Here is a 22,161-nt window from a genome sequence, read left to right as displayed (position 1 = left end):
ACATTCCGTCACAAATTAGCCATAAGTAAAACTTATCAAAATCAACCAAGTCACTGTAACAAAAAAAGGACGGCCCTATGAAGAGCCGTCCATCTATTATTCTGCGCCGATCTCGACGTTGACGTCGAGGGCGTCGACGAGCGTGAGCTCGTCTTCATAGCGTTCTTTGAAGCGGTCGAACGTGAACTCGTTGGCGAACAAGAACACGGGACGCTCCCAGCGGTCTGTCACGAGCATGTTGCGTGAGTCCTGGAACGGCTTGAGCGCCTTCAATTCCTTGTCCTTCACCCAACGGGCGACGCTGTACGAGACCGGCTCCATGCGGATGTCGACGCCGTACTCGTTGTTCAATCGATACTCGAACACTTCGAATTGGAGTTGACCGACCGCACCGAGGTAAATCTCGTTGTACTCGTTACGGTACACTTGGATCGCTCCTTCTTGGGCGAGCTGCTCGACACCTTTGTGGAAATGTTTCGACTTGAGCGAGTTGACCGGCGAGACGCGCATAAAGAGTTCCGGTGGGAACGTCGGCAACGCCTCGAACGCGATTTTTTGTTTCGATGTCGTGATCGTGTCGCCGATTTGGTACGTGCCTGAATCATAAATCCCGATCACGTCTCCAGCGAACGCCTTGTCGACCGTCTCCCGGTCGTTGGCCATGAGCTGTGTCGACTGGCTCAACTTGATTTTTTTGCCCGTCCGTGTGAGCGTGACATCCATGCCGCGCTCAAAGACGCCCGAACAGATGCGAACGAAAGCGATGCGGTCGCGGTGAGCCGGGTTCATGTTCGCTTGAATTTTGAAGACGAAGCCGCTGAAGTCCTCTGACGTCGGGTCGATTGGACCGACGTTCGACTTACGTGCCTCAGGCGCCGGTGACATATCAAGGTAGTGATTCAAGAATGACGTCACCCCGAAGTCGACGAGCGCCGTCCCGAAGAAGACCGGCGTCAATTTCCCGTGCTGGATCGCATCGACGTCGATTTCATTGCCGGCACCGTCGAGAAGATCGATTTCATCTCGAAGGTTCGTCAAGTTCTCTTCCGTCAAGTGATCGGCGAGGATTGGATCATTGACCCCTTCTTCGTTCAATGTGAGCGTCGCTTTGTCACCACGGAACAAGTGCACTTCGTTTTTTAAGCGATCGTATACCCCTTCGAACTGCATTCCGCTCCCGATCGGCCAAGTCACGGCGACCGAAGGCATGCCGAGCACTTCTTCAAGTTCTTCCATGAGCTCGAGCGGATCTTTCGCTTGTCGGTCAAGCTTGTTCATGAACGTGAAAATCGGAATCCCGCGCATCCGACAGACTTGGAACAATTTCTTCGTCTGCGTCTCGATCCCTTTGGCCGCATCGATGACCATGACGGCACTGTCGACCGACGTCAAGACGCGATACGTGTCTTCCCCGAAATCGTTGTGTCCTGGTGTGTCCATGATCGAGACGACCTTGTCTTGATAGACGAACTGCATGACCGATGACGTGACCGAGATTCCACGTTGTTTCTCGATCTCCATCCAGTCAGATTTGGCGTGTTTAGAGTTTTTGCGGGCTTTGACCGTCCCCGCTTCACGGATGGCTCCCCCGTGAAGGAGCAATTTCTCGGTGAGCGTCGTCTTACCGGCATCCGGGTGCGAGATGATGCCGAAAATACGCCGCTTCTCAACTTCTTGTTTTAATTGGTTCATGTATGGCTCTTTCCTTTCTGAACATTACGATTTACACTGGCTCTTGCTCATTGCAACGCTATCTATTCTAACGAAGCCCACGCGTTTCGTCCATCTTTATAGTAAGGAACGGATAGCTGTAGCTTTTGCATCTCCCCCCTTTTTTGTATACTTAGCTTGAATGATCGTGAAATGACAGAACGGGGGAAAGACGATGCCAGAAAACTTGGTGATGTATTTCATTGTCTTCTGGGGATTCGTGATGATCGGATTGATGTCGATCGGCGGCTACTTCATGTTCCGCAAATTTTTAAAACGAATGCCGAAAGAAGACGGGCGCTCACTCCTCGACATCGAGGATGATTACATCGACAAGACACGCCACTTATGGACACCGGAGACGCGTACATTGCTTGATCGTCTCGTCACGCCGGTACCGGAGCTGTTCCGCGACGTCGCCATCCGAAAGATTGCGGGCAAAATCGGACAGTTCGCTCTCGAGACACGGGCCTGTGAAATGACGACCGAGCTCGTCGTCAAAGGGTATATCGCCGCGACACCGAAACGAGACCATAAATTTTTAAAAAAGGCGCTTGAAGAAGAACAAATCGACTGGAAAATGTATCAACATTATTTCCAACAATGATGAAACGAGATGCCGGCCTTGGGCTTGGCATCTTTTTGTCTTCACCAGTTCAACTAAGTTATACGAAACTGAAATTGTGCCATACGACTACTAGGTCCAAAGCACCTTTTTTCGACAGATTAATTATTCTTAAATACCGTTCATAATATAGACAATATTGAAAACGTTTACAATAAAGTGGTATGACCAATATTAGTATAACATGCATGGGTTTTAGCAATAAAAAATGGATAGCTTTTCCTTTATTTACATTTCTATAATGTACGTATCCTGATTCCAAAAGGAGGTTTTCCGATGCATGATGTCACACACGTCACGCGAACTGACAGCACTCGCGCCCCCGAAACAATCGTCGAGAGCTCGTCATTCCACAAGTTGATGCAAGAAAAGAACCGGTTCATTGTTCCATCCATCATCTTCTCACTCATCTTTTATTTTACGTTACCAATCTCCACGAGCTACTTCACGTTTTTGAACATCGCTGTCGCCTGTGAGATCACTTGGGCCTGGGTGCTCGCCTTCGCTCAATTCTTCATGACCTGGACATTTTGTGTCATGTATAGCCGCCGGGCCCGCCGCTTCGACGAGCTCATCGCAGCCATCAAACAAGAGGAGGATGGACGATGAACTGGACAGCTATTCTTCTATTCGTCGCGATTGTTGGACTCACGCTCGTCATCACTTTTTTCGCAGCCCGAAAGACAAAGACCGCAAGCGACTTTTATACGGCCGACGGTGGTTTGACCGGATTCCAAAATGGTCTGGCCATCGCCGGTGATTATATGTCGGCCGCTTCATTCCTCGGGATTGCTGGGATGATTGCCCTCGCCGGGTTCGATGGGTTCTTTTACTCGATTGGTTTCCTCGTTGCCTACCTCGTCGTCCTATATTTGGTCGCCGAGCCGCTCCGTAACCTTGGAAAGTATACGATGGCCGATATGATTGCGGCACGCTTCAACAAGCCGCGTGTGCGTGGGGTTGCCGCCATGAATGCCATCGTCATCTCCATCTTTTATATGATCGCCCAACTCGTCGGCGCCGGGGCACTCATCGAGCTCTTGCTCGGCATCCCCTACACGACGAGCGTCATCGTCGTCGGAATCTTAATGACCGTCTATGTCGTTTTCGGGGGGATGACCGCGACATCATGGGTACAGATCACAAAAGCCGTCTTGTTGATGATCGGGACCGCCATCATTTCATTCCTCGTGTTCGCCCGTTTTGACTTCTCCATCTTCACCATGTTTTCCGAGGTCAGTAAGGCGACACCGCTCGGGGAAAGCTTCTTGAACCCTGGCAACAAGTTCAAGCTCCCGCTCGATACGATTTCACTCAATTTGGCACTCGTCCTTGGGACGGCCGGTCTACCGCACATTCTCATCCGCTTCTTCACGGTCAAGGATGCACCGACGGCACGACAATCCGTCGTCTATGCGACATGGGTCATCGGTGCGTTCTACATACTGACGATCTTCCTCGGATTTGGGGCCGCCGCGTTCGTCGGATCGGACGCCATCGTCGCCGCCAACCCGGCCGGGAACATGGCCGCGCCTCTCCTCGCCCAAGTGCTCGGCGGTGACTTATTGTTCGCTTTCGTGGCCGCCATCGCCTTCGCCACGATCCTTGCCGTCGTAGCAGGACTCGTCCTATCGGCGGCCTCGGCGTTCGCCCACGACTTTTATGGTCATATCATCCGGAAGGGCGAAGCGACAGAGAAAGAACAAGTCACAGCGGCCCGGATCGCTTCAATCGCGGTCGCACTCGTCTCGACGGGACTCGCCTTCTTCGCCCAATCGATGAACGTCGCATTTCTCGTCTCTCTCGCATTCGCTGTCGCTGCCAGCGCGAACTTGCCGGTCATTTTGTTCACGATTTATTGGAGACGGTTCAATACGGACGGAGCCGTGTTCGGCATGGTCGTCGGATTATTCTCGTCGCTTTTCCTCGTCGCCATCAGCCCGAACGTGTGGGCACCGGATGGCTCGGCAATCTTTATCGGTGAGGCCTTATTCCCGCTCACGAACCCGGGAATCGTCTCGATCCCGCTCGGCTTCCTGGCCGCCATCGTGGGGACGTACGTGACGAAGTCGGACGAAGTCGCCGGAAACTTCGAACGCATCCTCGTCAAAGCCAACACCGGGATCGATGCCGAGACGGAAGCTGCCATGACGAAAAAATCTTCATAATCGACAAAACGGCGTCCCTCGCGAGGGACGCCGTTCATGTTGAAGCGATTTGTTTATATTTTTGGTACATAGCGATGCGCCATGGGACGATCATGCCCCAGGCAATCAAATAGAACAGTCCGCCCGTCGCAAAAATATTGACTTCGTCTCCGAGAAACGCCTTCATGACCGTCCGAATCGCCAATAAGACGAAGACGACGATAAAGAACGCCTTCGAGCGGGATAAGTACACCTCACCATCACGTTTCTCGAAGTTCGATGTCTTGATGAGAAATACACTGAAAATCAATCCGACGATTAAAGCTTCTCCGACCTCGAGCCAAGTTAATCGAAACGCCGGGACGAGAAATTGCAACATCCCGGTCGACATCGCCAAGGGCGGAATCAAGATTTTTTTAGCATTCGTCGGACGTGCTGATGCTTTGACGCGAACGAAGCTCGCAATCAGGCCCATCATTAGTGCGACGAGGGTCGATCCCCAAAATATCGACATTCGGTCAACCCCTTTTAAAATCCGGTGAATCCTACTAATTCGCTCATCCAAGCAGCGAAGCGATTCATGCCATCAAAATATAATACGACGCCGAAGGCCATCATCAAATAACCTCCGAATTTTGCCACCTTGGCACTGTTGCGCGCCAAGTATTTGATTTTCCCGACATAGCTCGCCATGATGAGGAATGGGATGGCGAAGCCGATGACGTACGCCAACATATAGCCCATCCCTTGACTCGGGTTCGAGGCCGCGAGCGCGATGACACCGGCAAGAATCGGTCCGGTACACGGGGTCCATCCCGCCGCGAATCCAATTCCAATCAATGCCGTTCCAAAGTAGCCGCTTTTACGCTCCCCTATAGCGAGCTTTTTCTCGCGCATCATGAAACTAGGTTGCCAAAGTCCCGCCAAAAAGACGCCGAATACGAAGATGAGGATGGCACCGAACATGCGCAAACTATCCTTATACTGAATGAACACGTCGGCAATGAGCGAGGTCGACAGACCGAGCACGAGGAAGACGATCGAGAAACCAATCAAGAATGAGAATGTGTGAAACCAGGCCGTGCGTTGTCGCAGTCCCTCGCTCTTTAAATCAGAGACTGAGACCCCAGTGATATACGATAAAAAGACTGGATACAACGGTAGCGTGCACGGTGATAAAAATGATAAGACGCCCGCCCCAAATGCGAGCCAAAGTGTGACTTCCATGCGATCTTCCACCTTTCAGCCCCATTATAGCGAAAACCTTTTCAAAATGCTCGCATCTTTTTCCGAGCACCTTACATGATTGAATTTGTAATCTTTGAAATGGAAATGAAACTTGTAAACGGTAGTGTTAGATGCTAAGATTTGGATATTCTTATTAGTCAGTATCGATTTTACAATGATGGGGGAAACACCGTGGCGGTCATCACAGCTGAAAACTTACATTATGCCATTGAACAGAAACGCGATGAACTGTATGAAATCGCCTCGCAGCACAGTTGGACGTCTCCAGAAGTGATTCATGTCAGCCAAGAATTGGACAAGCTGATTACACGTCACGTCCTAGCCATACACGCTTCAGACCACATAAATTAATCGAACCAAAGGGCCCGTCCTTCCTTGAAGTGGCGGGCTTTTTCCATGGAAAAAAGACACCTTGACGGTGTCTTTTTTGTAATTTATGACATCAGACGTTGGCCAGATTGAAGTTCGTACATCTTTTTGTACAGCCCATCCTGTTTTAAAAGCGCCTGATGGTTACCTCGTTCGACGATCTCACCCCGATGAAGGACGAGAATCAAGTCGGCATCTTGAATCGTCGACAGACGGTGAGCGATGGCAATCGTCGTCCGTCCCCGTCTCATCCGATCGAGGGCGAGCTGGACACGCTCCTCGGTCTCGGTGTCAATCGAACTCGTCGCCTCATCTAAAATCAAAATCTTCGGGTCACGGGCGACCGTCCGGGCGAAGGCGAGCAGTTGCCGTTCCCCGCTCGAGAATGTCGCGCCGCGCTCACCGACCGTATGTCCGTAACCGGCCTCAAGCTTCTCGACGAACGTATGAGCTTGCACGAACTCGGCCGCTTCCCGGACTTTGTCCGAGTCGATCGTCGGATTGAACAGTTTCAAGTTATCCTCGATCGTCCCTGTGAACAAAAATGGATCTTGGAGCACAAGCCCGACTTTGGCTCGGAGCTCGGCTTCCTCGAACTGCTCGATCGGATACCCGTCGATCGTGATTTGGCCTGATTGATACGGATAGAACCGGGTCAACAGGTTGATGATTGAACTCTTTCCGCTACCCGTGTGACCGACGAGGGCGACCGTCTCGCCTGGTTTGGCGACGAATGATATCTGTTTCAATACATCGACTTCCCCATCGTAGCTGAACGTGACATTCTCGAACCGGACTTCCCCGGAGCCGATTTCGGCAGGACCAGCAAGACTCTTTCCTGGAGCCGGTTCATCCGTGTCCAAGATTTTGAAGACACGGTCCGCCGAGACGACCGCCTGTTGAAACTCGCTCAAGCGTTGCATGATGTCGAGCACCGGACGGAAGATGCGCTCGATGTAGCTGATGAAGGCATAGACGACCCCGACCTGCACTTGCTCGGTCGTCGACAAGACGCCGTAATAGCCGAGCAGTCCAATGATGGAGAAGGCGAGCAACAGCTCGATGATCGGTCGCAGCAACATGCTGTCGAGCTTCAAGTTTCGATAGCGTGCCTCTTGGTGGGCCTCGTTCGTTTCTTCGAACTGGCGGACGAGCCGCTCTTCTTGTCGGAACTGTTGAACGATTCCCATCCCGTTGATCGATTCATTCAATTGCCCGTTCAGTTGTGACAACAAGTCACGCACTTGGGCAAAATATTTTGTCGAATAGCGGCGATACGCCCAGATGATGAGCCAGAACAGCGGAACAAGGACGAGCCCCATCGTCGCGAGCGTCGGTTCGAGGATATAAAGGAACACGTACGTCCCGACCAATTGAACCGCTGACTGTACGAACGTGCTCATTACCCCGACGTACAGTTCCTTGACGGCCTCGGTGTCGTTCGTGATTCGAGAGACAAGCACTCCCGCCGGAGTTCGGTCAAAGTAGGCGAGCCGCGTCCCCATCACGTGACGGAAGATATCCATCCGGATGTTTTGCACGATCTTCAAGGCAATCTTTTGGAACGAGATCGACTGCAAGTAGTCGAAGATGATCGCCGACACATGCAAGACCAAATAAACAACGAGCAAGGTGACGACCCAGTTTGTCGGATAGACGCCAGGCGTCACGAACTCATCGATGAACACTTTGATTAAGAACGGTCCTGCGAGTTTTGCGCCGGTGGCGAGCAGCAAGAACACAAAAGCGAGTCCGAGCGGACGTGCGTAGCGGTTCGTGTAGGCCAACAGGCGTTTAATGACCGCCCATTCCTGAACGTCATGTTTCATGGTGGCCACCTCCTTCGACAATCGCCTCGAGTTGTTGGCGATCGTACGTGTCTTTGTACCAACCGGGCTCGCGAATCAAGTCCTGATGACGCCCGCGTTGGATGATTCGACCGTCCTCAAGGACGAGAATCTCGTCGGCATGCTCGACCGCAGACAGTCGATGCGCCACGATCAAGCGGGACTGGTCAGGGTTCCCGGTCCGGAAATGCTCGATAATCGCTTCTTCCGTCTTCGCATCGACAGCCGAGAGGGCATCGTCGAGGATCAACACGTCCGCCTCAATCATAAGGGCACGTGCGATTGAAATCCGTTGCTTCTGACCACCCGATAACGTCACACCCCGTTCCCCGACGAGCGTGGCGTATCCTTCCGGCAGCCGCATGATGTCATCATGAACCTCGGCGATTTTGGCCGCCTCCATGATTTCGTCGAGTTTCGCTTCCGGTTTGCCGAATGCGATATTGTTCGCAATCGAATCGCTGAACAAGAAATGATCTTGCGGGACGACAGCGACTTTATCGAGCAGAAGTGATTTTTTCACTTGGCGAATGTTGACACCACCGATTTTGATTGTCCCATCATGTACGTCATACTCTCGTGTCAACAAGCGTACAATCGTCGTCTTACCAGAACCGGTACGGCCGACGAGTCCGAGCGTCCGTCCGCGTTCGAGGCGGAATGTGACGTCTTGCAGGACGGGCGTCTCGTCATAGCGGAACGCACGTATATCCGCTTCAATCTCCGAATGGGCGAGTTTCGTCGCCGCCATCGGGTCATCCTGAATCTCAGGTTTGACGGCGAGCATCCGCTCGATCCGGTCGTAAGACGCTCGCCCTCGTTCGACGATATTGAACAGCCAGCCGAACGCGAGCATCGGCCATGTGAGCAAGCCGAGATAGGCGGTGAAACTAACGATCTGTCCGATGGTCAGCTCTCCTTGTTCAATCAAATACGCCCCATAACCGATCGACAAGATATACGAGAGGCCTACAATCCCGAAGATGGTCGGGTCGTACAAGGCGTCGATTTTCGCGACACGTACGTTTTTCGCCATGACTTCGTCGGATAGCTTCTCGAACGAGTCAACGTCGCGGCCGACTTCCCCGGTCGACTTCAACACCCGGACACCGCTGACGCTCTCTTGGACTTTATCGTTCAGTTCAGAGAACGCCGCTTGGGCGACCCCGAACCGATTATGTAAGAGCTTGCCGTATCGCGTCGTCAACGCGACCATGATCGGCAGCGGCAACAATGCCACGACCGTCAACTTCCAACTGATGGTCGTCACCATCGTGATGATGACGAACGTCCCCATGGTTATGCTGTCGACGAGTGTCAAAATCCCCGCACCCGCCGTCGTCGAGACGGCCTGGACATCGTTTGTCGCATGGGCCATCAAATCCCCGACCCGCGACTTCTTATAAAACCGTTGATCTAAATCGGTGAAATGGCGATAGAGTTGACTCCGCAACATCCGACCGAGGCGAATCGAAGCCCCGAAGATGAAGTATCGCCAGAAGAAACGGGCCACATAGTTCCCGATTCCGACGGCCGCGAGCCCGCCGAGCAACATCCATAATAAATCTGTTCCAAGCGTTCCCCGGTTGATCTCATCGACGATTCGGCCGATGATGCGCGGCGGTATAAGTTCGAGCGACGCGACGAACATGAGTAAGACGATGCCGAGCGCATACGTCCGCCACTCGAGCTTGAAGAACCAAGCTAGTTGTTTGAATACACGAATTGGAAACACCCCCTATGTTGTCTTGAATTCAGACTATTCTATTAGATTAGCGAAAGTTTGTTTGATTGTCTAACAAAAACTGGATGAAAAAAGCACTTTGCGGGCGCAAAGTGCTTCGGTCCATCGAGTTTATTTCTTTTCGTTCTTCATTTGAACGTTCATGGCGCGCATCACTTGGTTGACTTTCTTCTGTGACGGCTTTTGACCCATTTGCATCATCAATGTACGAATCATATCTTCGTTGATCGGTGGGTTCTGTTCGAGGTAGTTCATCATGTATTTACGAGCGATAAAGAAACCGATCGCGATACCCCCGATTAGTGCTGCCACGACAAGAAGAATCCAGAATAATGTACTCAAGGCTTAACCTCCTCTACCATATGAAACATCGTTTTTTACTATACACTATATTACGCTAATTCGCTAGTCGTCTGTAAAAAAAGTGGTGACCCAAAACTCCGGGCCACCACTGATAGTAAGCGATTAAAGTGATTTGACAGCAGCGACGACGTTGTCGACCGACATGCCATATTCTTTCATGAGGAGATCACCAGGGGCAGAGGCGCCGAACTTGTCGATGCCGAGGACTTTTCCGCCGAAACCGATGTACTTGTACCAACCGAGCGTCGCGCCCGCTTCGAGCGAGACACGTTTCGTGATTGACGACGGAAGGACCGATTCTTTGTATTCTGCCGATTGAGCTTCGAACAATTCCCACGAAGGCATCGAAACGACAGCCGCGTTCACGCCTTCAGCAGCGAGTGCTTCGCGTGCTTCGACGAGGACGTGTACTTCAGAACCTGTACCGAGAAGGAGGACGTCTGCCTCGCTTGAGTTGCCCGCGACGACATAGCCACCTTTAGCTGCGTCTTCGATCGACGTGCCTTCGAGTTCTGGCAATGCTTGACGCGTCAAGACGAGAAGTGATGGTGACGTTTTCGTCGTGATTGCTTGCTTCCAAGCCGCGATCGTCTCTTTTCCGTCAGCTGGACGGAGAACAGACAAGTTTGGCATCGCACGGAAGCTCATCAAGTGCTCGACCGGTTCGTGCGTCGGGCCATCTTCGCCGACCGCGATTGAATCGTGCGTCAAGACGAACGTTGATGGGATTCCCATGAGCGCAGCAAGTCGAACTGCCGGGCGAAGGTAATCCGAGAAGACGAAGAACGTCGCGCCGTATGGGAGGACCCCACCGTGGAGCGCCATCCCGTTGACGGCTGCTGCCATCGCGAATTCACGGACTCCGAACCAGATGTTGCGGCCGGCTGGATCTTCATCGAAGTCCGCAGCGCCTTTGATCATCGTGTTGTTTGAGCCGGCGAGGTCAGCCGAGCCTCCGAAGAGAGTCGGAACCGCTTTGGCGATCGCGTTCAATACTTCACCGCTCGTTTGACGAGTCGCTTTTTTCGAACCGATTTCGAACGTCGGCAATTCGCTGTCCCAACCTTCTGGGAGCTCGTTGTTCATCGCACGTTCGAACTGGGCACCAAGTTCAGGGTGTGCTGACTTGTAAGCTTCAACGAGTTCGTTCCAGTCCGCTTCATGCTTCGCGCCTGGCTCAACGACTTTATCGTTGAACAAGTCGTATACTTCGTTCGGTACGTAGAAGTTCTCGCCTTCCCACTTGTAGAACTGCTTCGTGAGTTCAATTTCAGCTTCGCCGAGTGGCGCACCGTGTGATGCCGATTTGCCTGACTTGTTCGGTGAACCAAAGCCGATAACCGTCTTCACTTCGATGAGGGTTGGTTTCGACGTTTCAGCTTTCGCTTCGTCGATCGCTTTCGCGATTGTATCGATATCCGTACCATCTTCGACACGGATCACTTGCCAACCGTAGGCGTTGAAACGATCTTCAACGCTTTCCGAGAACGATTTGTGAAGGTCGCCGTCAAGCGAGATATCATTTGAATCGTAAAGGACGACGAGTTTGCCGAGTTTCAAATGACCAGCGAGCGAAGCAGCTTCTGCCGATACGCCTTCCATCAAGTCACCGTCTCCGCAAATCGCGTATGTGAAGTGGTCAACCACTTTGAACTCATCGCGGTTGTACGTCGCTTCCAAATGTTTCTCTGCCATTGCCATCCCGACAGCCATGGCGATCCCTTGTCCGAGCGGTCCAGTCGTCGCGTCGACACCTGCCGTGTGACGGTACTCTGGATGTCCAGGCGTTTTCGAATCCATTTGGCGGAACGATTTGAGGTCGTCCATTGAGAGATCGTAACCAGATAAGTGAAGAAGCGAGTACAAGAGCATCGAACCGTGTCCCGCTGAAAGGACGAACCGATCACGGTTGAACCAGTTCGGGTTTTTCGGGTTGTGACGCATTTTGTCCGTCCAAAGTGTGAACGCCATCGGAGCCGCACCCATCGGCATACCCGGGTGACCTGAGTTCGCTTTTTGGACCGCATCGATTGAGAGTGTCCGAATCGAGTTAATCGCTAATAATTCTTTAGTAGTTGTTTCCACTAATTTCATCCTCTCTGTTGTTAACAAAGTTTCTACCCGTCATATTTTAGCACACTCATTCGTGTGTCACAACTAATTAATTAGTATAACACATTAAATGGAATCGTTTACTTCCTTTCGTTTGAAAACGCATCAATGAGTCCCCCTGATCAACGTTCGCGTATAACAAACATGCACATCCTATATGAAATAGGATGTGCATTCATGGTCATTCTGAGCGGTAACGTTCCTGCTCATCTTTTAATTTTTCTGGCGTTACGTCGTTTCCTTCCGGATCGACGACCTTCATTCCCATCATTTGTGATTTGAATGATTGGCGGAACGCTTGCAAATATTGTTGGCGCAGCGCTTGCTGCTCATCCATCTCTTGTGGTGACAGACCATCTGTCTTTGCTTTGTTGGCGAGGAAATTGATTCGCTCCAACTGTTCAGGTGCTAGCATCGGGCTCGCCCCCTCTCTACTGAATTTGTCCTTCTACTGTACAAAATCAGCGAGCAGGAATCAAGTTTCTGGTACCGACACGTGCTCCAAGTAGCGCCGGTTCACGGTCGCTTTCGATACCTCATAACCAAAACCGCGGAGGGTGGCGGCAATTTCAGCGAACGTGAGTCCACGTTCACGCAATTGGACGATTTCTTCAATCGGAACTTCGATTCGGCTCCGGCCTCCCTGGTCATGGTGCTGGATATTCCGATGCGGATTAAATCCGTTCGCGACCGCCCGACGCATTCCGCGTGAAATTTTAGCGTTATGGATCTTACGTTGATACTCTTCGACGACACTGACGATCTCGAGCACCATCTTCTCGGCGTCGGAGACGATATATTCATCGGACGACTGCATCGTCAACAAGCGCACGTTATGTTTCATGAGCGTATGCAAGATAGCGATTTTTGCATTTCCCCGTCCGAGACGACTGTCGTCGCTCACGAGCACGGCATCGAGATCGGACGTCGAGACGTGCTCCAATAGATCGAGCAGTCCCGCCCGATTGACCTCATACCCGCTCTCTTGTTCACTGATCACATCGACCACCTCAGCATCAAGACGTCTCGCCATCTGCTTCAACTCGTCCGCCTGACGACTGAGCGACGTCTCTTGGGTGGACTTGTTCGTCGATACGCGACAATAAATGACGACTCGCATCGCGTCACTTCCTTTCTTTCCATTCGCCCTCTACGATACACAGGATGAAGGGATGTTCGCAATCAGAAACGATTATTCGGCGGCGAACCACGTCGTCTTGTCGTCTTTTTCCTCATCCCGTTTAGTGAGAATGTGCGCTTCGAGCGTCTCCGCCTCTTTCAAGGCGACTTCTTCTTCAATACTGTGTTCGACTTTTTGTTCGGTCACGACGACCGCTTCGTTGTCACGAAGCTCTCCGACCGCGAAAAATACGAACATACCGAGTGCCAACATGCCGACTAAGATGATTCCATTGATTGTGTCTCTCATAATCATTGCCTCCTGGGAATAAGAATACACGTTCTCGAGAACGTCTGTTCGTTTATCTGTTCTCATCATAAAACAAGAACTTCTGTTCGGTCAAGCAGAAAAAAACGAACGAATGTTTGTGCGCTCATGTGTTCTTGTGTTAAACTAAACCCATAAAGAATAGGATGCGTTCGCAGGTTATTCGACATAATCGAGGTGAAATCCATTGAAAAAAATGTCAGCAAGACAACAACAGATTCTTGATTTTATAAAAGCCGAGGTCCGGGCGAAAGGGTATCCCCCTTCGGTCCGTGAAATTGGCGAGGCTGTCGGGCTCGCATCGAGCTCGACTGTACACGGTCACTTGGACCGTCTTGAAAAGCGTGGATTGATTCGACGTGATAAGACGAAGCCACGCGCCATCGAGATTTTGGATGAAGAGATGTCCGTCGTCGAAGACCACGATGCCGTCATGTACGTGCCGGTCATCGGGAAAGTCACAGCCGGTACGCCGATCACGGCCATCGAGAACGTGGAAGAACACTTCCCGCTCCCGGCTCACGTCGTCGGTTCCGACAACGTCTACATGCTCTCTGTCTCAGGGGACTCGATGATTAACGCGGGGATCTTGGATGGGGACCGCGTCCTCGTCCGTCAACAGAACACGGCCGACAATGGAGAGATTGTCGTCGCCATGACGGATGAAGGTGAAGCGACCGTGAAGCGGATTTATAAAGAAGCTTCGAAAGTTCGCCTCCAGCCGGAGAACGACGAGCTCGAAGCGATGTATTTCGATAACGTGTCGATTTTAGGGAAGGTCATCGGTGTATACCGCACGATTCACTAATGGCTAATGGCTAGTGGCAAGACACATACCCGTACGAATCTCGTGGCAATCGGTGCTCTTGCGATTGCCACGCCTTTTATTGACATCGATGTTCCGACCGTGTTCCTGCTTGGCGCCCTCATCGGGACGTTCTGGCTCTCCCCGGATCTCGATTTGAAGTCGGACGCCTATTATCGATGGGGACCGCTTCGGGGCTTTTGGCTCCCTTATGTGAAGATTATGCCCCATCGGTCGTTATTCTCGCATTTTCCGCTCTTGAGCGATCTGATCCGGGTCATCTATCTCGGTTTCCCGCTCACGCTTCTGCTCACGGTCACGCCGTATGAGGAAGCTGCCAAATCGTGGCTCGATCTGAACGGGGCAGCATGCTTCTTCGGACTCGTTTTCGCGACGACGCTACATACGACGCTCGACTATGCGTCCACGTTCTTCAAACGTGCGTTTTAACCAGATCGTTATGCTACACACCCAAAAAGGGCAACCCGTCTAAATAGACAGGGTTGCCCTTTTTTGAACCGTTTATTATATAGAAGTTCAACAACTTTTATGCAACATGACATGATTTTCAGCCACTTCTCGTCCATTTACTAACAAGACGACACGATGCTCCCCTGGATAATGCCGACGGGTCGTCAAATCTGACCAGTCGTGCACTCTGGTCGCTGCAAGTCGCGCGCCCCCAGCGACGGTTCTATTCGCTAGCAAGAATGCTTTACGACTCGCTTTCCCGTTGGCCTTTATAAACTCAATCGCGTATTCGATACGAACATAAGCAGCATCCCCTGGACGAATGGACACATCGTACTGAATCTCGCACGCCTCCCTTATGCGGATCACGTTCGGATGTATAGAAATCGATGAGTCGACGGTTAAATTTGTTTCCTGCGTATAACCGAATATCGTTAACGCGTCAGGATGGGCTGACTTGATCAGTGTCCGGCATCCGTGTCTAATGATCCAATCGGTATGAGGATGCTCGCCCTGCCATCGTCGCGAGACTGCGAGTACAGCTTCTGGGTGATCTTTCGAGATATCGTTGAGGTTGTTAGCGACACTTTTTCTCACATATAATGATGGATCTTCTTTTAACAACTCTAAAATCTCCAACACTGGAGCTGGGTCTTCTTTGAACATCAGTAACGATTCCGCCCACGGAAGGCGAGGACGACAACCCTCACTCGCCAAACGCCGAACATGTTCGTTCGGATGAATGGCCCAAGCTGTCATTTGGTGCATCACACACGTTGGTTCCCGCAACAAAAAAGACCTGATCGCAAATTCAGAAGACGACTTCTGTGTGAAGCGTTCGAGCGCTGACATCGAGCGTTCCCAATGCTCTTCTGCCTGTCCATACACCGCTACAAAGTCCGGGAAAAACAAATAAGGAAAGCCGACGCAGTCATCTGCAATTTCAACCAATACGTCCAAAGCTGATTCGTAATTCTGTGGCAAATACTGACCTAGTTTTATCGAAATACGTCGAGTACGCCCTTTGAGTGTCAACGCTTCCCACGATTCATCTATGATTGATGCGATAAAAGCCTGTACGTCAAATGACGGATACACGGTTTGAATACGTCGTCCAAATTCCAACAAAAAGGTCTCATCATACACGTCTTTTAATGGTGTTGCCACTTCTCGTCCCCCTATCCCATTCCATTACATTTATAGTGATATACATTCTCCCTCATTATATTGATTAGTTGAAGCGAATTATAGAAAAAGAGTCCTGAATGAGCACTTCATACGAAGACTCGTTCAGGACTCTGATTTTAAAGGGAATATCCCTTATTAGTCGACTTAGTAGAGCGTCATGTACTGATCGCGTTCCCACTCTGTCACTTGCGTACGGAACATATCCCACTCGATTTCTTTCAACTCGAGGAAGTGTTCACCGATGTGGTCACCGAGAGCATCCATCACGACTTTATCGGCACGGAGTACTTCGAGTGCGTCAAAGAGTGTAGCCGGAAGATCATCGATTCCGTTGGCAACACGCTCTGGCTTATCCATCACGTAGATGTTGCTGTCAATCGGCTTCGGTGCCGTCATGTCTTTCTCGATTCCGTCGAGGCCAGAAGCCAAGAGCGTCGACAAGGCGAGATACGGGTTCGCCGCTGGGTCAACCGAACGCACTTCGATACGCGTCGAGAGGCCACGGGCCGCCGGTACACGAACGAGTGGTGAACGGTTGCGCGCGCTCCATGCTACATAGCAAGGTGCTTCGTAACCAGGCACGAGGCGCTTGTACGAGTTGACAGTCGGGTTACAGACAGCCGTGAACGCACGAGCGTGCTCGAGAATTCCTGCCGTGAAGGCGCGGGCTGTATCTGATAATTCCATGTCGCCGTTCGGGTCGTAGAAGACGTTCGTGTCACCTTTGAAGAGCGACATGTTGGCGTGCATCCCAGAACCGTTGACACCGAAGAGTGGCTTCGGCATGAACGTCGCGTGAAGGCCATATTTCGCTGCAATCGTCTTGACGACGAGTTTGAACGTTTGGATGTTATCAGCCGTTGTGACTGCATCCGCGTATTTGAAGTCGATTTCGTGCTGACCTGGAGCGACTTCGTGGTGTGATGCTTCGATTTCGAAGCCCATGTTTTCGAGCTCGATGACGATCTCTTTACGACAGTTCTCGCCGAGGTCGACCGGTGCCAAGTCGAAGTAACCGCCTTGGTCATTGAGTTCGAGTGTCGGTTTGCCGTTCAAGTCTTTCTTGAAGAGGAAGAACTCAGGCTCTGGTCCGACGTTGAACGCTGTGAAGCCGAGCTTTTGCATGCGCTCGAGGTTACGCTTCAAGCTACCGCGCGGGTCACCGCTGAACGGTGTGCCGTCCGGGTTATAAATATCACAAATCAAGCGAGCGACTTTACCGCTGCCGTCTGTCCACGGGAAGACAACCCATGTGTCGAGGTCTGGATAGAGGTACATGTCTGATTCCTCGATGCGTACGAAGCCTTCGATCGAAGAGCCGTCGAACATCATCTTGTTATCAAGTGCTTTGTCCAATTGGCTGATCGGCACCTCGACGTTTTTAATCGTACCGAGGATATCCGTGAATTGAAGACGAATAAAGCGTACGTCCTCTTCTTGTGCGATCCGTTTGATGTCTTCTTTCGTGAACGTTTTTCTGGCCATGGTAAAATGTCCCCTCTCACATTGTGTAATGGTTAATGTACTGGCGTCATCGATAAAAACGTGACAACTCACCTTGAATGAGCGACGTCTTATTGAAACGGCCAGCTTCTTGAAGCTGTGTTTTCAATAGTTTGTGTAACTCTTGTTCAGAGATCTTCGGTGGTTCCTCGACCGTTGTTTTTGCTGGTTCCACTTCTTTGGCGTCCGCATTGTCGAGCATATGACGAATCGCCGCCAAGTTGAACCCTTGATCGATGAAATCCTTGATCGCGAGTAGACGTTCGACATCATTAAAGGAATAGAGCCGTCGTTTCGATTCCGTCCGACTAGGCGAAATCAGACCCTGTTCTTCATAGTACCGAATCTGTCTACCTGTCAGTTGGGTCAAATCTTGAACGATTCCAATCGGAAACAACGGGTTGGAGCGACGAAATTGATCGGCCATCTCTTACCCCTCCTTTTCTGTCTCACACTGTGAGAATAATACATGACAACTTACCTGTCAATAGATGTTAAGAAAGTTAACATGACATTTCGGTTACAACTTCTGTGAGATTTTGTCACGGTCAAATGTGACGAGCTCTTTCGTGCGTAATTGGCTCAAGGCGAGCATGAGTGCGACCTTGACGTGGGCGTAAGTCAAACCGCCTTGCACATAGGCAGTGTAAGGGGCGCGAAGCGGTCCGTCGGCCGACAGTTCAATCGACGAGCCTTGAATGAATGTCCCGGCCGCCATGATGACATCATCCTCGTATCCCGGCATATAGGCCGGTACCGGCAACGCGTGGGCATTGACCGGTGATGCCATTTGGATGCTCTGACAAAACGCAATCATCTTGTCGCGATCGCGGAACGTTACCGATTGAATCAAATCAGTCCGTGGCGTCGTGTAGTGTGGGTCGGTCTCGAAACCGAGCAATCCGAGCAGGCTCGCCGTCAAGTGTGCCCCTTTCAACGCTTGGGCGACCGTATGTGGCGCCATGTAAAACCCTTGGTACATCTCTTGGAGCGAGTAGAGTGACGGACCGGCCTCGCTCCCGATGCCTGGCGTCGTCATGCGGAACGAACAGCGTTCGACGAGTTCTTTAGTCCCGGCGATATAGCCGCCCGTCTTCGCCAAGCCGCCACCCGGGTTCTTGATGAGCGAACCGGCCATGAGATCGGCCCCGACGTGGGTCGGTTCGATCGTCTCGACGAACTCGCCGTAGCAGTTGTCGACGAAGATGAAGACGTGCGGATGTGCCGCTTTGATCTTCCTGATCGCCTCACCGATTTCTTGGACCGGGATGCTGCGACGATTGGCGTAACCTTTCGAGCGCTGGATGCCGACGAGCTTTGTCTCAGGACGAATCCGTCCGATGACGGTCTCGACGTCGATTCGGTCCTCTTTCAGCTCGACCGTGTCGTAGCCGACACCGAGCTCTTTGAGCGACCCACGGCCGTCTCCCCGAATCCCGACGATCTCTTCGAGCGTATCGTACGGCTTGCCGGTGATATAGAGCAGCTCATCTCCTGGCAACAACACACCGAACAAGGCAATCCCGATGGCGTGTGTCCCGGAGATGATTTGCGGACGGCATAGGGCGAGGTCCGCCCCGAACACGTCGGCGTAGATCGACTCGAGCGTGTCGCGCCCGATATCGTCATAACCGTACCCGGTCGTCGGATTGAAATGGAAATCCGACACTTTGTGTTTCTTGAACGACTCGAGGACACGGTATTGGTTGAACTCCGCCGTCGCCTCGATCGTTTCAAAATATGGTTTTACCCGTTCTTCCGCCTCGGTCACGAACGGGGCCAATTCATCATAGTACGCAATCTTTTCTTGCCACATCATTGTTTCACACCTCAAATGGTTTCAGCGTCGCATATAGACGCGTGTCTTCTCTCATATATCCGACGAGTTCGACCGAACCGTCATCGAGGAACTTCTCCTCGAGACGATACATCGAATCTTTGGCCGGATGGTAATGCTCGAACGAGCGGACCGGCAAGACGACGTGTACTTTCGTCAACACATCCGCAATCTTATCTTCAATCGCGCCGATGAGCGTCTCGATATCGGTCGAATCGAGCGCCGAGATGACGAGCGGTCCGCCGACGAAGTCTTCGGTCAACCGGTCTTTCTTATTGTATACCTCGAGCTGCGGTACCTCACTCGCCCCGAGTTCCGACAAGACCGAATTCGTCGTGTCGATTTGGTTCATGTAATGCGGATTCGATGCGTCGATGACGTGCAAGACGAGGTCGGCCCCGAGCACTTCCTCGAGCGTCGAGCGGAACGCGGCGACGAGTTTCGTCGGCAAGTCCCGGATGAATCCGACCGTGTCCGTGATGAGCACTTTACCGCCCCGCGGCAACTCGAGCTCGCGCGTGAGCGGGTCGAGCGTTGCGAACAGTTCGTCCTGTTCGTACGTATCCGCATCCGTCAAGCGGTTAAAGATTGTCGACTTCCCGGCGTTCGTGTAACCGACGAGCGCGACTTGGAACACACGGTTTTCTTTCCGACGCTCCCGGTAACGGTCACGGTGCGCGACCGTGCCTTCGAGATTTTTCTTGATTTCATCGATGCGGCGCTTGATGTGACGACGGTCGGACTCGAGTTTCGTCTCACCCGGTCCCCGAGTCCCGATTCCGCCACCGAGACGTGACAACTGCGTGCCTTGTCCAATCAAACGTGGAAGCAGGTAGTTCATCTGAGCGAGCTCGACTTGGAGCTTCCCTTCTTTCGATTGGGCCCGTCCGGCAAAGATGTCTAAAATCAATTGCGTCCGGTCAATCAGTTTCATCTCGTCCGGGTCGTTCAGCGAGATGCGGATATTCTTCGATTGGGCCGGCGACAGCTCGGCGTTGAAGATGACGATGTCCGGCTCGAACTGTTCGATGAGCACCGCGAGCTCCTCGACTTTCCCTTTTCCGATGAATGTGCGGCGGTCGACTTGTTGCCGTTTCTGATCGAGACGGGCGACGACCTCACCTCGTGCCGTATCGACCAATTCGACGAGTTCCCCCATCGATTGTTCATATGTCCAATCGTCGACGGTCGGTAATTGACACCCGACGATAATGACTTTCTCTCGTTGCATAAAAATCCCTCATTCCTATAAGTCTCATCCTCCATCTTACCACGAAACGACGAATGGAGAACGTCCGTTTGTGGTACGATATGAGGAGAAGGAGGAACGTCCATGACGAAACGTAGAAAAGAGTATCCATTGCCTGAATATATCGAGGCGTACTTGTTCCATCTCGGCGCGAGCGGCCGTCAACCGTCGACGCTGAAACGCTATCGGTACGATTTGATCGATGTGCACAAATACTTTCATGACCATAACGTCGAGCTCGATGCCCCGGAGGCGTGGCTCGCCGTCCCGCTCGAATCGTGGAAGACGTTCGTCAACGACTTCCTCATCGAGGAGAAGCAATATCAACAGGCGACGGTCGCCCGGATTGTCACCGTCATCAATAGCCTGACCGTCTTCTTGAACCCGCTCCGTAAGAAGATGCTGACGTATGCGCAACCGGCCCACACGCTCACCGTCGACCAGATCGCCTTGCCCGCTGAGTTCAACAAGCTCGTCCGAACGATCCGCTCAACAAGCGGTCTGAGCGAGAATCAGCTTCAGGCGCATCCATACCTCGTCAACCGAAACGAGTTGATCGTCACGCTGTTCTATAAATACGGTCTCCGGGTCCACCATATCATCCGTCTCCGGATGAACGACCTGCACCTCGCGAGCCACGAGTTCGACGTCTATGACCGGCTCGGCAACCGGTTCACGTTGAAACTTAGTCCAGAGGACCAGGCACTTCTCATGAACTATTTGGCCGACATCCCGACGCCGGTCCGTCCGCGCTGGTACTCGGATGATCCCGTATTTGTCTCTTTCGATTTCGCCCGAATGACATTCCGCTGGGTGTATGCGAAGAACCAGCCGAAACAGTTGACGATCGTCATGATCACGAAGATGATGCGCCAATTGAACGAACGGAGCGGTCTCACCCGCTCGGTCACACCATCGATGCTCCGCAATGCCCACGTCTTGAAGACGTACGCGACCGACATGACGTCACTCGAGCGGATGAACGTGACATGTATGCATAAAGAGTCATCTCTCCGGCGCTACGAACAGGCGTACGCGGAGTTCGGTAGCGAACTCTACGGCGAACAAATCCCAAACGAAAACCCCACCTTGTAACAGGACGGGGTTTTGTATGTTAATGGGCCCATTCATCTCGCAACAGCCCGTACACGACGTGGTCGACGTAGCGGTCATAGAGCCACTCCGCATTGCGAAGCACCCCTTCTTCGAGGAAACCGAGCCGTTCCGGAAGCGCCCGGCTCTTCACGTCCCCAGTTGCGACCCGAATCTCGATTTTATCGAGTTTCAAATCACGGAACCCATAATCGATGACCGTCTCGAGCGCTTGACTCATGATGCCCTTGCCTTGAAAGTCTTGGCCGAGCCAATAGCCGACCGTCCCGCATTTGATGCCCCGGTCGATGTCATTGAAGCCGATCGTCCCGGCGAGCTCGTCCTGATACACAATCGCGAACGATTTCGGATAGCCGCCCGTTTCCAACAATCCTTTAATTCGT

Annotated in this window: 23 protein-coding genes; 7 read left to right on the top strand and 16 right to left on the bottom strand. The window is 52.1% G+C overall.

Annotated features, from left to right (window positions below; genetic code table 11):
- Window positions 1–96: 96 nt before the first annotated feature.
- The gene (locus KNP02_RS06255; protein ID WP_214707626.1) at window positions 97–1,692 is read right to left on the bottom strand and encodes a peptide chain release factor 3; all 1,596 of its coding nucleotides are present in this window, start codon (window positions 1,690–1,692) and stop codon (window positions 97–99) included.
- A gap of 193 nt (window positions 1,693–1,885) precedes the next feature.
- Here KNP02_RS06255 and KNP02_RS06250 point away from each other — a divergent pair, with 193 nt between their 5' ends.
- The 3 genes from KNP02_RS06250 (at window position 1,886) to KNP02_RS06240 (ending at window position 4,503) form a co-directional block, all read left to right on the top strand.
- The gene (locus tag KNP02_RS06250; protein ID WP_214707624.1) at window positions 1,886–2,317 is read left to right on the top strand and encodes a DUF2621 domain-containing protein; all 432 of its coding nucleotides are present in this window, start codon (window positions 1,886–1,888) and stop codon (window positions 2,315–2,317) included.
- Window positions 2,318–2,611: 294 nt separating this feature from the next.
- Complete coding sequence (locus KNP02_RS06245) at window positions 2,612–2,944, top strand: DUF485 domain-containing protein (protein ID WP_214707622.1); 333 nt, start codon at window positions 2,612–2,614, stop codon at window positions 2,942–2,944.
- Complete coding sequence (locus KNP02_RS06240) at window positions 2,941–4,503, top strand: solute symporter family protein (protein WP_214707620.1); 1,563 nt, start codon at window positions 2,941–2,943, stop codon at window positions 4,501–4,503. Before KNP02_RS06245 ends, KNP02_RS06240 begins: the two co-directional genes overlap by 4 nt.
- Window positions 4,504–4,537: 34 nt before the next feature.
- Here the strand turns inward: KNP02_RS06240 and KNP02_RS06235 are convergent, their stop codons facing one another.
- Both KNP02_RS06235 and KNP02_RS06230 read right to left on the bottom strand, forming a co-directional pair.
- The gene (locus KNP02_RS06235; protein ID WP_034779932.1) at window positions 4,538–4,990 is read right to left on the bottom strand and encodes a CcdC family protein; all 453 of its coding nucleotides are present in this window, start codon (window positions 4,988–4,990) and stop codon (window positions 4,538–4,540) included.
- A 20-nt stretch (window positions 4,991–5,010) separates the two neighbouring features.
- Window positions 5,011–5,709 carry a cytochrome c biogenesis CcdA family protein gene (locus tag KNP02_RS06230; RefSeq protein WP_214707618.1) on the bottom strand — a complete coding sequence of 233 codons (699 nt, stop codon included), beginning with the start codon at window positions 5,707–5,709 and terminating at the stop codon, window positions 5,011–5,013.
- Between the two features lie 192 nt (window positions 5,710–5,901).
- Here KNP02_RS06230 and KNP02_RS06225 point away from each other — a divergent pair, with 192 nt between their 5' ends.
- On the top strand, window positions 5,902–6,081 hold the full coding sequence (locus tag KNP02_RS06225; RefSeq protein WP_034777785.1) for an aspartyl-phosphate phosphatase Spo0E family protein: 180 nt from the start codon (window positions 5,902–5,904) through the stop codon (window positions 6,079–6,081).
- An 83-nt stretch (window positions 6,082–6,164) separates the two neighbouring features.
- On the opposite strand, the gene KNP02_RS06220 is transcribed toward KNP02_RS06225, so the two are convergent.
- The 7 genes from KNP02_RS06220 to KNP02_RS06190 all read right to left on the bottom strand — a co-directional run bounded on the left by KNP02_RS06220 (window position 6,165) and on the right by KNP02_RS06190 (window position 13,594).
- The gene (locus tag KNP02_RS06220; protein WP_128122384.1) at window positions 6,165–7,928 is read right to left on the bottom strand and encodes an ABC transporter ATP-binding protein; all 1,764 of its coding nucleotides are present in this window, start codon (window positions 7,926–7,928) and stop codon (window positions 6,165–6,167) included.
- The gene (locus KNP02_RS06215) at window positions 7,918–9,672 is read right to left on the bottom strand and encodes an ABC transporter transmembrane domain-containing protein (RefSeq protein WP_214707871.1); all 1,755 of its coding nucleotides are present in this window, start codon (window positions 9,670–9,672) and stop codon (window positions 7,918–7,920) included. Before KNP02_RS06215 ends, KNP02_RS06220 begins: the two co-directional genes overlap by 11 nt.
- A gap of 129 nt (window positions 9,673–9,801) precedes the next feature.
- Window positions 9,802–10,032 carry a YneF family protein gene (locus KNP02_RS06210; RefSeq protein ID WP_138859339.1) on the bottom strand — a complete coding sequence of 77 codons (231 nt, stop codon included), beginning with the start codon at window positions 10,030–10,032 and terminating at the stop codon, window positions 9,802–9,804.
- Between the two features lie 123 nt (window positions 10,033–10,155).
- Window positions 10,156–12,147, bottom strand: a complete 1,992-nt coding sequence (gene tkt, locus KNP02_RS06205; protein WP_214707616.1) for a transketolase — start codon at window positions 12,145–12,147, stop codon at window positions 10,156–10,158.
- Between the two features lie 199 nt (window positions 12,148–12,346).
- The gene (locus KNP02_RS06200) at window positions 12,347–12,580 is read right to left on the bottom strand and encodes a DUF896 domain-containing protein (protein WP_034777788.1); all 234 of its coding nucleotides are present in this window, start codon (window positions 12,578–12,580) and stop codon (window positions 12,347–12,349) included.
- 60 nt (window positions 12,581–12,640) lie between these two features.
- Entirely contained in the window at window positions 12,641–13,285 is a 645-nt protein-coding gene (locus KNP02_RS06195; protein WP_034777790.1) for a YneB family resolvase-like protein, read from the bottom strand.
- Between the two features lie 72 nt (window positions 13,286–13,357).
- Window positions 13,358–13,594, bottom strand: coding sequence for a hypothetical protein (locus tag KNP02_RS06190; RefSeq protein WP_214707614.1), 237 nt, complete (start codon window positions 13,592–13,594; stop codon window positions 13,358–13,360).
- Window positions 13,595–13,799: 205 nt separating this feature from the next.
- Between KNP02_RS06190 and lexA the strand changes: the two genes are divergently transcribed.
- Both lexA and KNP02_RS06180 read left to right on the top strand, forming a co-directional pair.
- Window positions 13,800–14,420, top strand: a complete 621-nt coding sequence (lexA, locus tag KNP02_RS06185; RefSeq protein WP_021067589.1) for a transcriptional repressor LexA — start codon at window positions 13,800–13,802, stop codon at window positions 14,418–14,420.
- Between the two features lie 6 nt (window positions 14,421–14,426).
- Complete coding sequence (locus KNP02_RS06180; RefSeq protein ID WP_214707612.1) at window positions 14,427–14,867, top strand: metal-binding protein; 441 nt, start codon at window positions 14,427–14,429, stop codon at window positions 14,865–14,867.
- 87 nt (window positions 14,868–14,954) lie between these two features.
- Here KNP02_RS06180 and KNP02_RS06175 read toward each other — a convergent pair whose 3' ends face one another.
- The 5 genes from KNP02_RS06175 to hflX form a co-directional block, all read right to left on the bottom strand.
- Entirely contained in the window at window positions 14,955–16,055 is a 1,101-nt protein-coding gene (locus KNP02_RS06175) for a DNA alkylation repair protein (protein WP_214707610.1), read from the bottom strand.
- A gap of 165 nt (window positions 16,056–16,220) precedes the next feature.
- Window positions 16,221–17,561, bottom strand: a complete 1,341-nt coding sequence (glnA, locus tag KNP02_RS06170) for a type I glutamate--ammonia ligase (protein ID WP_214707608.1) — start codon at window positions 17,559–17,561, stop codon at window positions 16,221–16,223.
- A 46-nt stretch (window positions 17,562–17,607) separates the two neighbouring features.
- Complete coding sequence (locus KNP02_RS06165; RefSeq protein ID WP_128122378.1) at window positions 17,608–18,006, bottom strand: MerR family transcriptional regulator; 399 nt, start codon at window positions 18,004–18,006, stop codon at window positions 17,608–17,610.
- A gap of 93 nt (window positions 18,007–18,099) precedes the next feature.
- A complete protein-coding gene (locus tag KNP02_RS06160; protein WP_214707869.1) occupies window positions 18,100–19,395 on the bottom strand; it encodes a methionine gamma-lyase family protein in 1,296 nt (431 codons plus the stop codon).
- 7 nt (window positions 19,396–19,402) lie between these two features.
- The gene (gene hflX / locus KNP02_RS06155; protein ID WP_138859333.1) at window positions 19,403–20,647 is read right to left on the bottom strand and encodes a GTPase HflX; all 1,245 of its coding nucleotides are present in this window, start codon (window positions 20,645–20,647) and stop codon (window positions 19,403–19,405) included.
- A 102-nt stretch (window positions 20,648–20,749) separates the two neighbouring features.
- Between hflX and KNP02_RS06150 the strand changes: the two genes are divergently transcribed.
- On the top strand, window positions 20,750–21,760 hold the full coding sequence (locus KNP02_RS06150; protein WP_214707607.1) for a tyrosine-type recombinase/integrase: 1,011 nt from the start codon (window positions 20,750–20,752) through the stop codon (window positions 21,758–21,760).
- 19 nt (window positions 21,761–21,779) lie between these two features.
- Here the strand turns inward: KNP02_RS06150 and KNP02_RS06145 are convergent, their stop codons facing one another.
- Window positions 21,780–22,148: a GNAT family N-acetyltransferase gene (locus tag KNP02_RS06145; RefSeq protein WP_353047335.1), complete on the bottom strand. Its 369-nt coding sequence runs from the start codon at window positions 22,146–22,148 to the stop codon at window positions 21,780–21,782.
- Between the last annotated feature and the right edge of the window lie 13 nt (window positions 22,149–22,161).

The sequence above is a fragment of the Exiguobacterium sp. s40 genome (assembly GCF_018617905.1).
GTDB lineage: Bacteria > Bacillota > Bacilli > Exiguobacteriales > Exiguobacteriaceae > Exiguobacterium > Exiguobacterium mexicanum_A.
Note: the sequence above shows the minus strand (reverse complement) of the source record. Positions and strands in the feature narration are given on the sequence as shown.

Coding starts and splice junctions, on each gene's coding strand:
- KNP02_RS06150 (WP_214707607.1), top strand. CDS start 20,750: ATGACGAAACGTAGAAAAGAGTATCCATTGCCTGAATATATCGAGGCG.
- tkt (WP_214707616.1), bottom strand. CDS start 12,147: ATGAAATTAGTGGAAACAACTACTAAAGAATTATTAGCGATTAACTCG.
- KNP02_RS06255 (WP_214707626.1), bottom strand. CDS start 1,692: ATGAACCAATTAAAACAAGAAGTTGAGAAGCGGCGTATTTTCGGCATC.
- KNP02_RS06240 (WP_214707620.1), top strand. CDS start 2,941: ATGAACTGGACAGCTATTCTTCTATTCGTCGCGATTGTTGGACTCACG.
- KNP02_RS06165 (WP_128122378.1), bottom strand. CDS start 18,006: ATGGCCGATCAATTTCGTCGCTCCAACCCGTTGTTTCCGATTGGAATC.
- glnA (WP_214707608.1), bottom strand. CDS start 17,561: ATGGCCAGAAAAACGTTCACGAAAGAAGACATCAAACGGATCGCACAA.
- hflX (WP_138859333.1), bottom strand. CDS start 20,647: ATGCAACGAGAGAAAGTCATTATCGTCGGGTGTCAATTACCGACCGTC.
- KNP02_RS06160 (WP_214707869.1), bottom strand. CDS start 19,395: ATGTGGCAAGAAAAGATTGCGTACTATGATGAATTGGCCCCGTTCGTG.
- KNP02_RS06220 (WP_128122384.1), bottom strand. CDS start 7,928: ATGAAACATGACGTTCAGGAATGGGCGGTCATTAAACGCCTGTTGGCC.
- KNP02_RS06195 (WP_034777790.1), bottom strand. CDS start 13,285: ATGCGAGTCGTCATTTATTGTCGCGTATCGACGAACAAGTCCACCCAA.
- KNP02_RS06200 (WP_034777788.1), bottom strand. CDS start 12,580: ATGCTAGCACCTGAACAGTTGGAGCGAATCAATTTCCTCGCCAACAAA.
- KNP02_RS06190 (WP_214707614.1), bottom strand. CDS start 13,594: ATGAGAGACACAATCAATGGAATCATCTTAGTCGGCATGTTGGCACTC.
- KNP02_RS06180 (WP_214707612.1), top strand. CDS start 14,427: ATGGCTAGTGGCAAGACACATACCCGTACGAATCTCGTGGCAATCGGT.
- KNP02_RS06250 (WP_214707624.1), top strand. CDS start 1,886: ATGCCAGAAAACTTGGTGATGTATTTCATTGTCTTCTGGGGATTCGTG.
- KNP02_RS06230 (WP_214707618.1), bottom strand. CDS start 5,709: ATGGAAGTCACACTTTGGCTCGCATTTGGGGCGGGCGTCTTATCATTT.
- KNP02_RS06245 (WP_214707622.1), top strand. CDS start 2,612: ATGCATGATGTCACACACGTCACGCGAACTGACAGCACTCGCGCCCCC.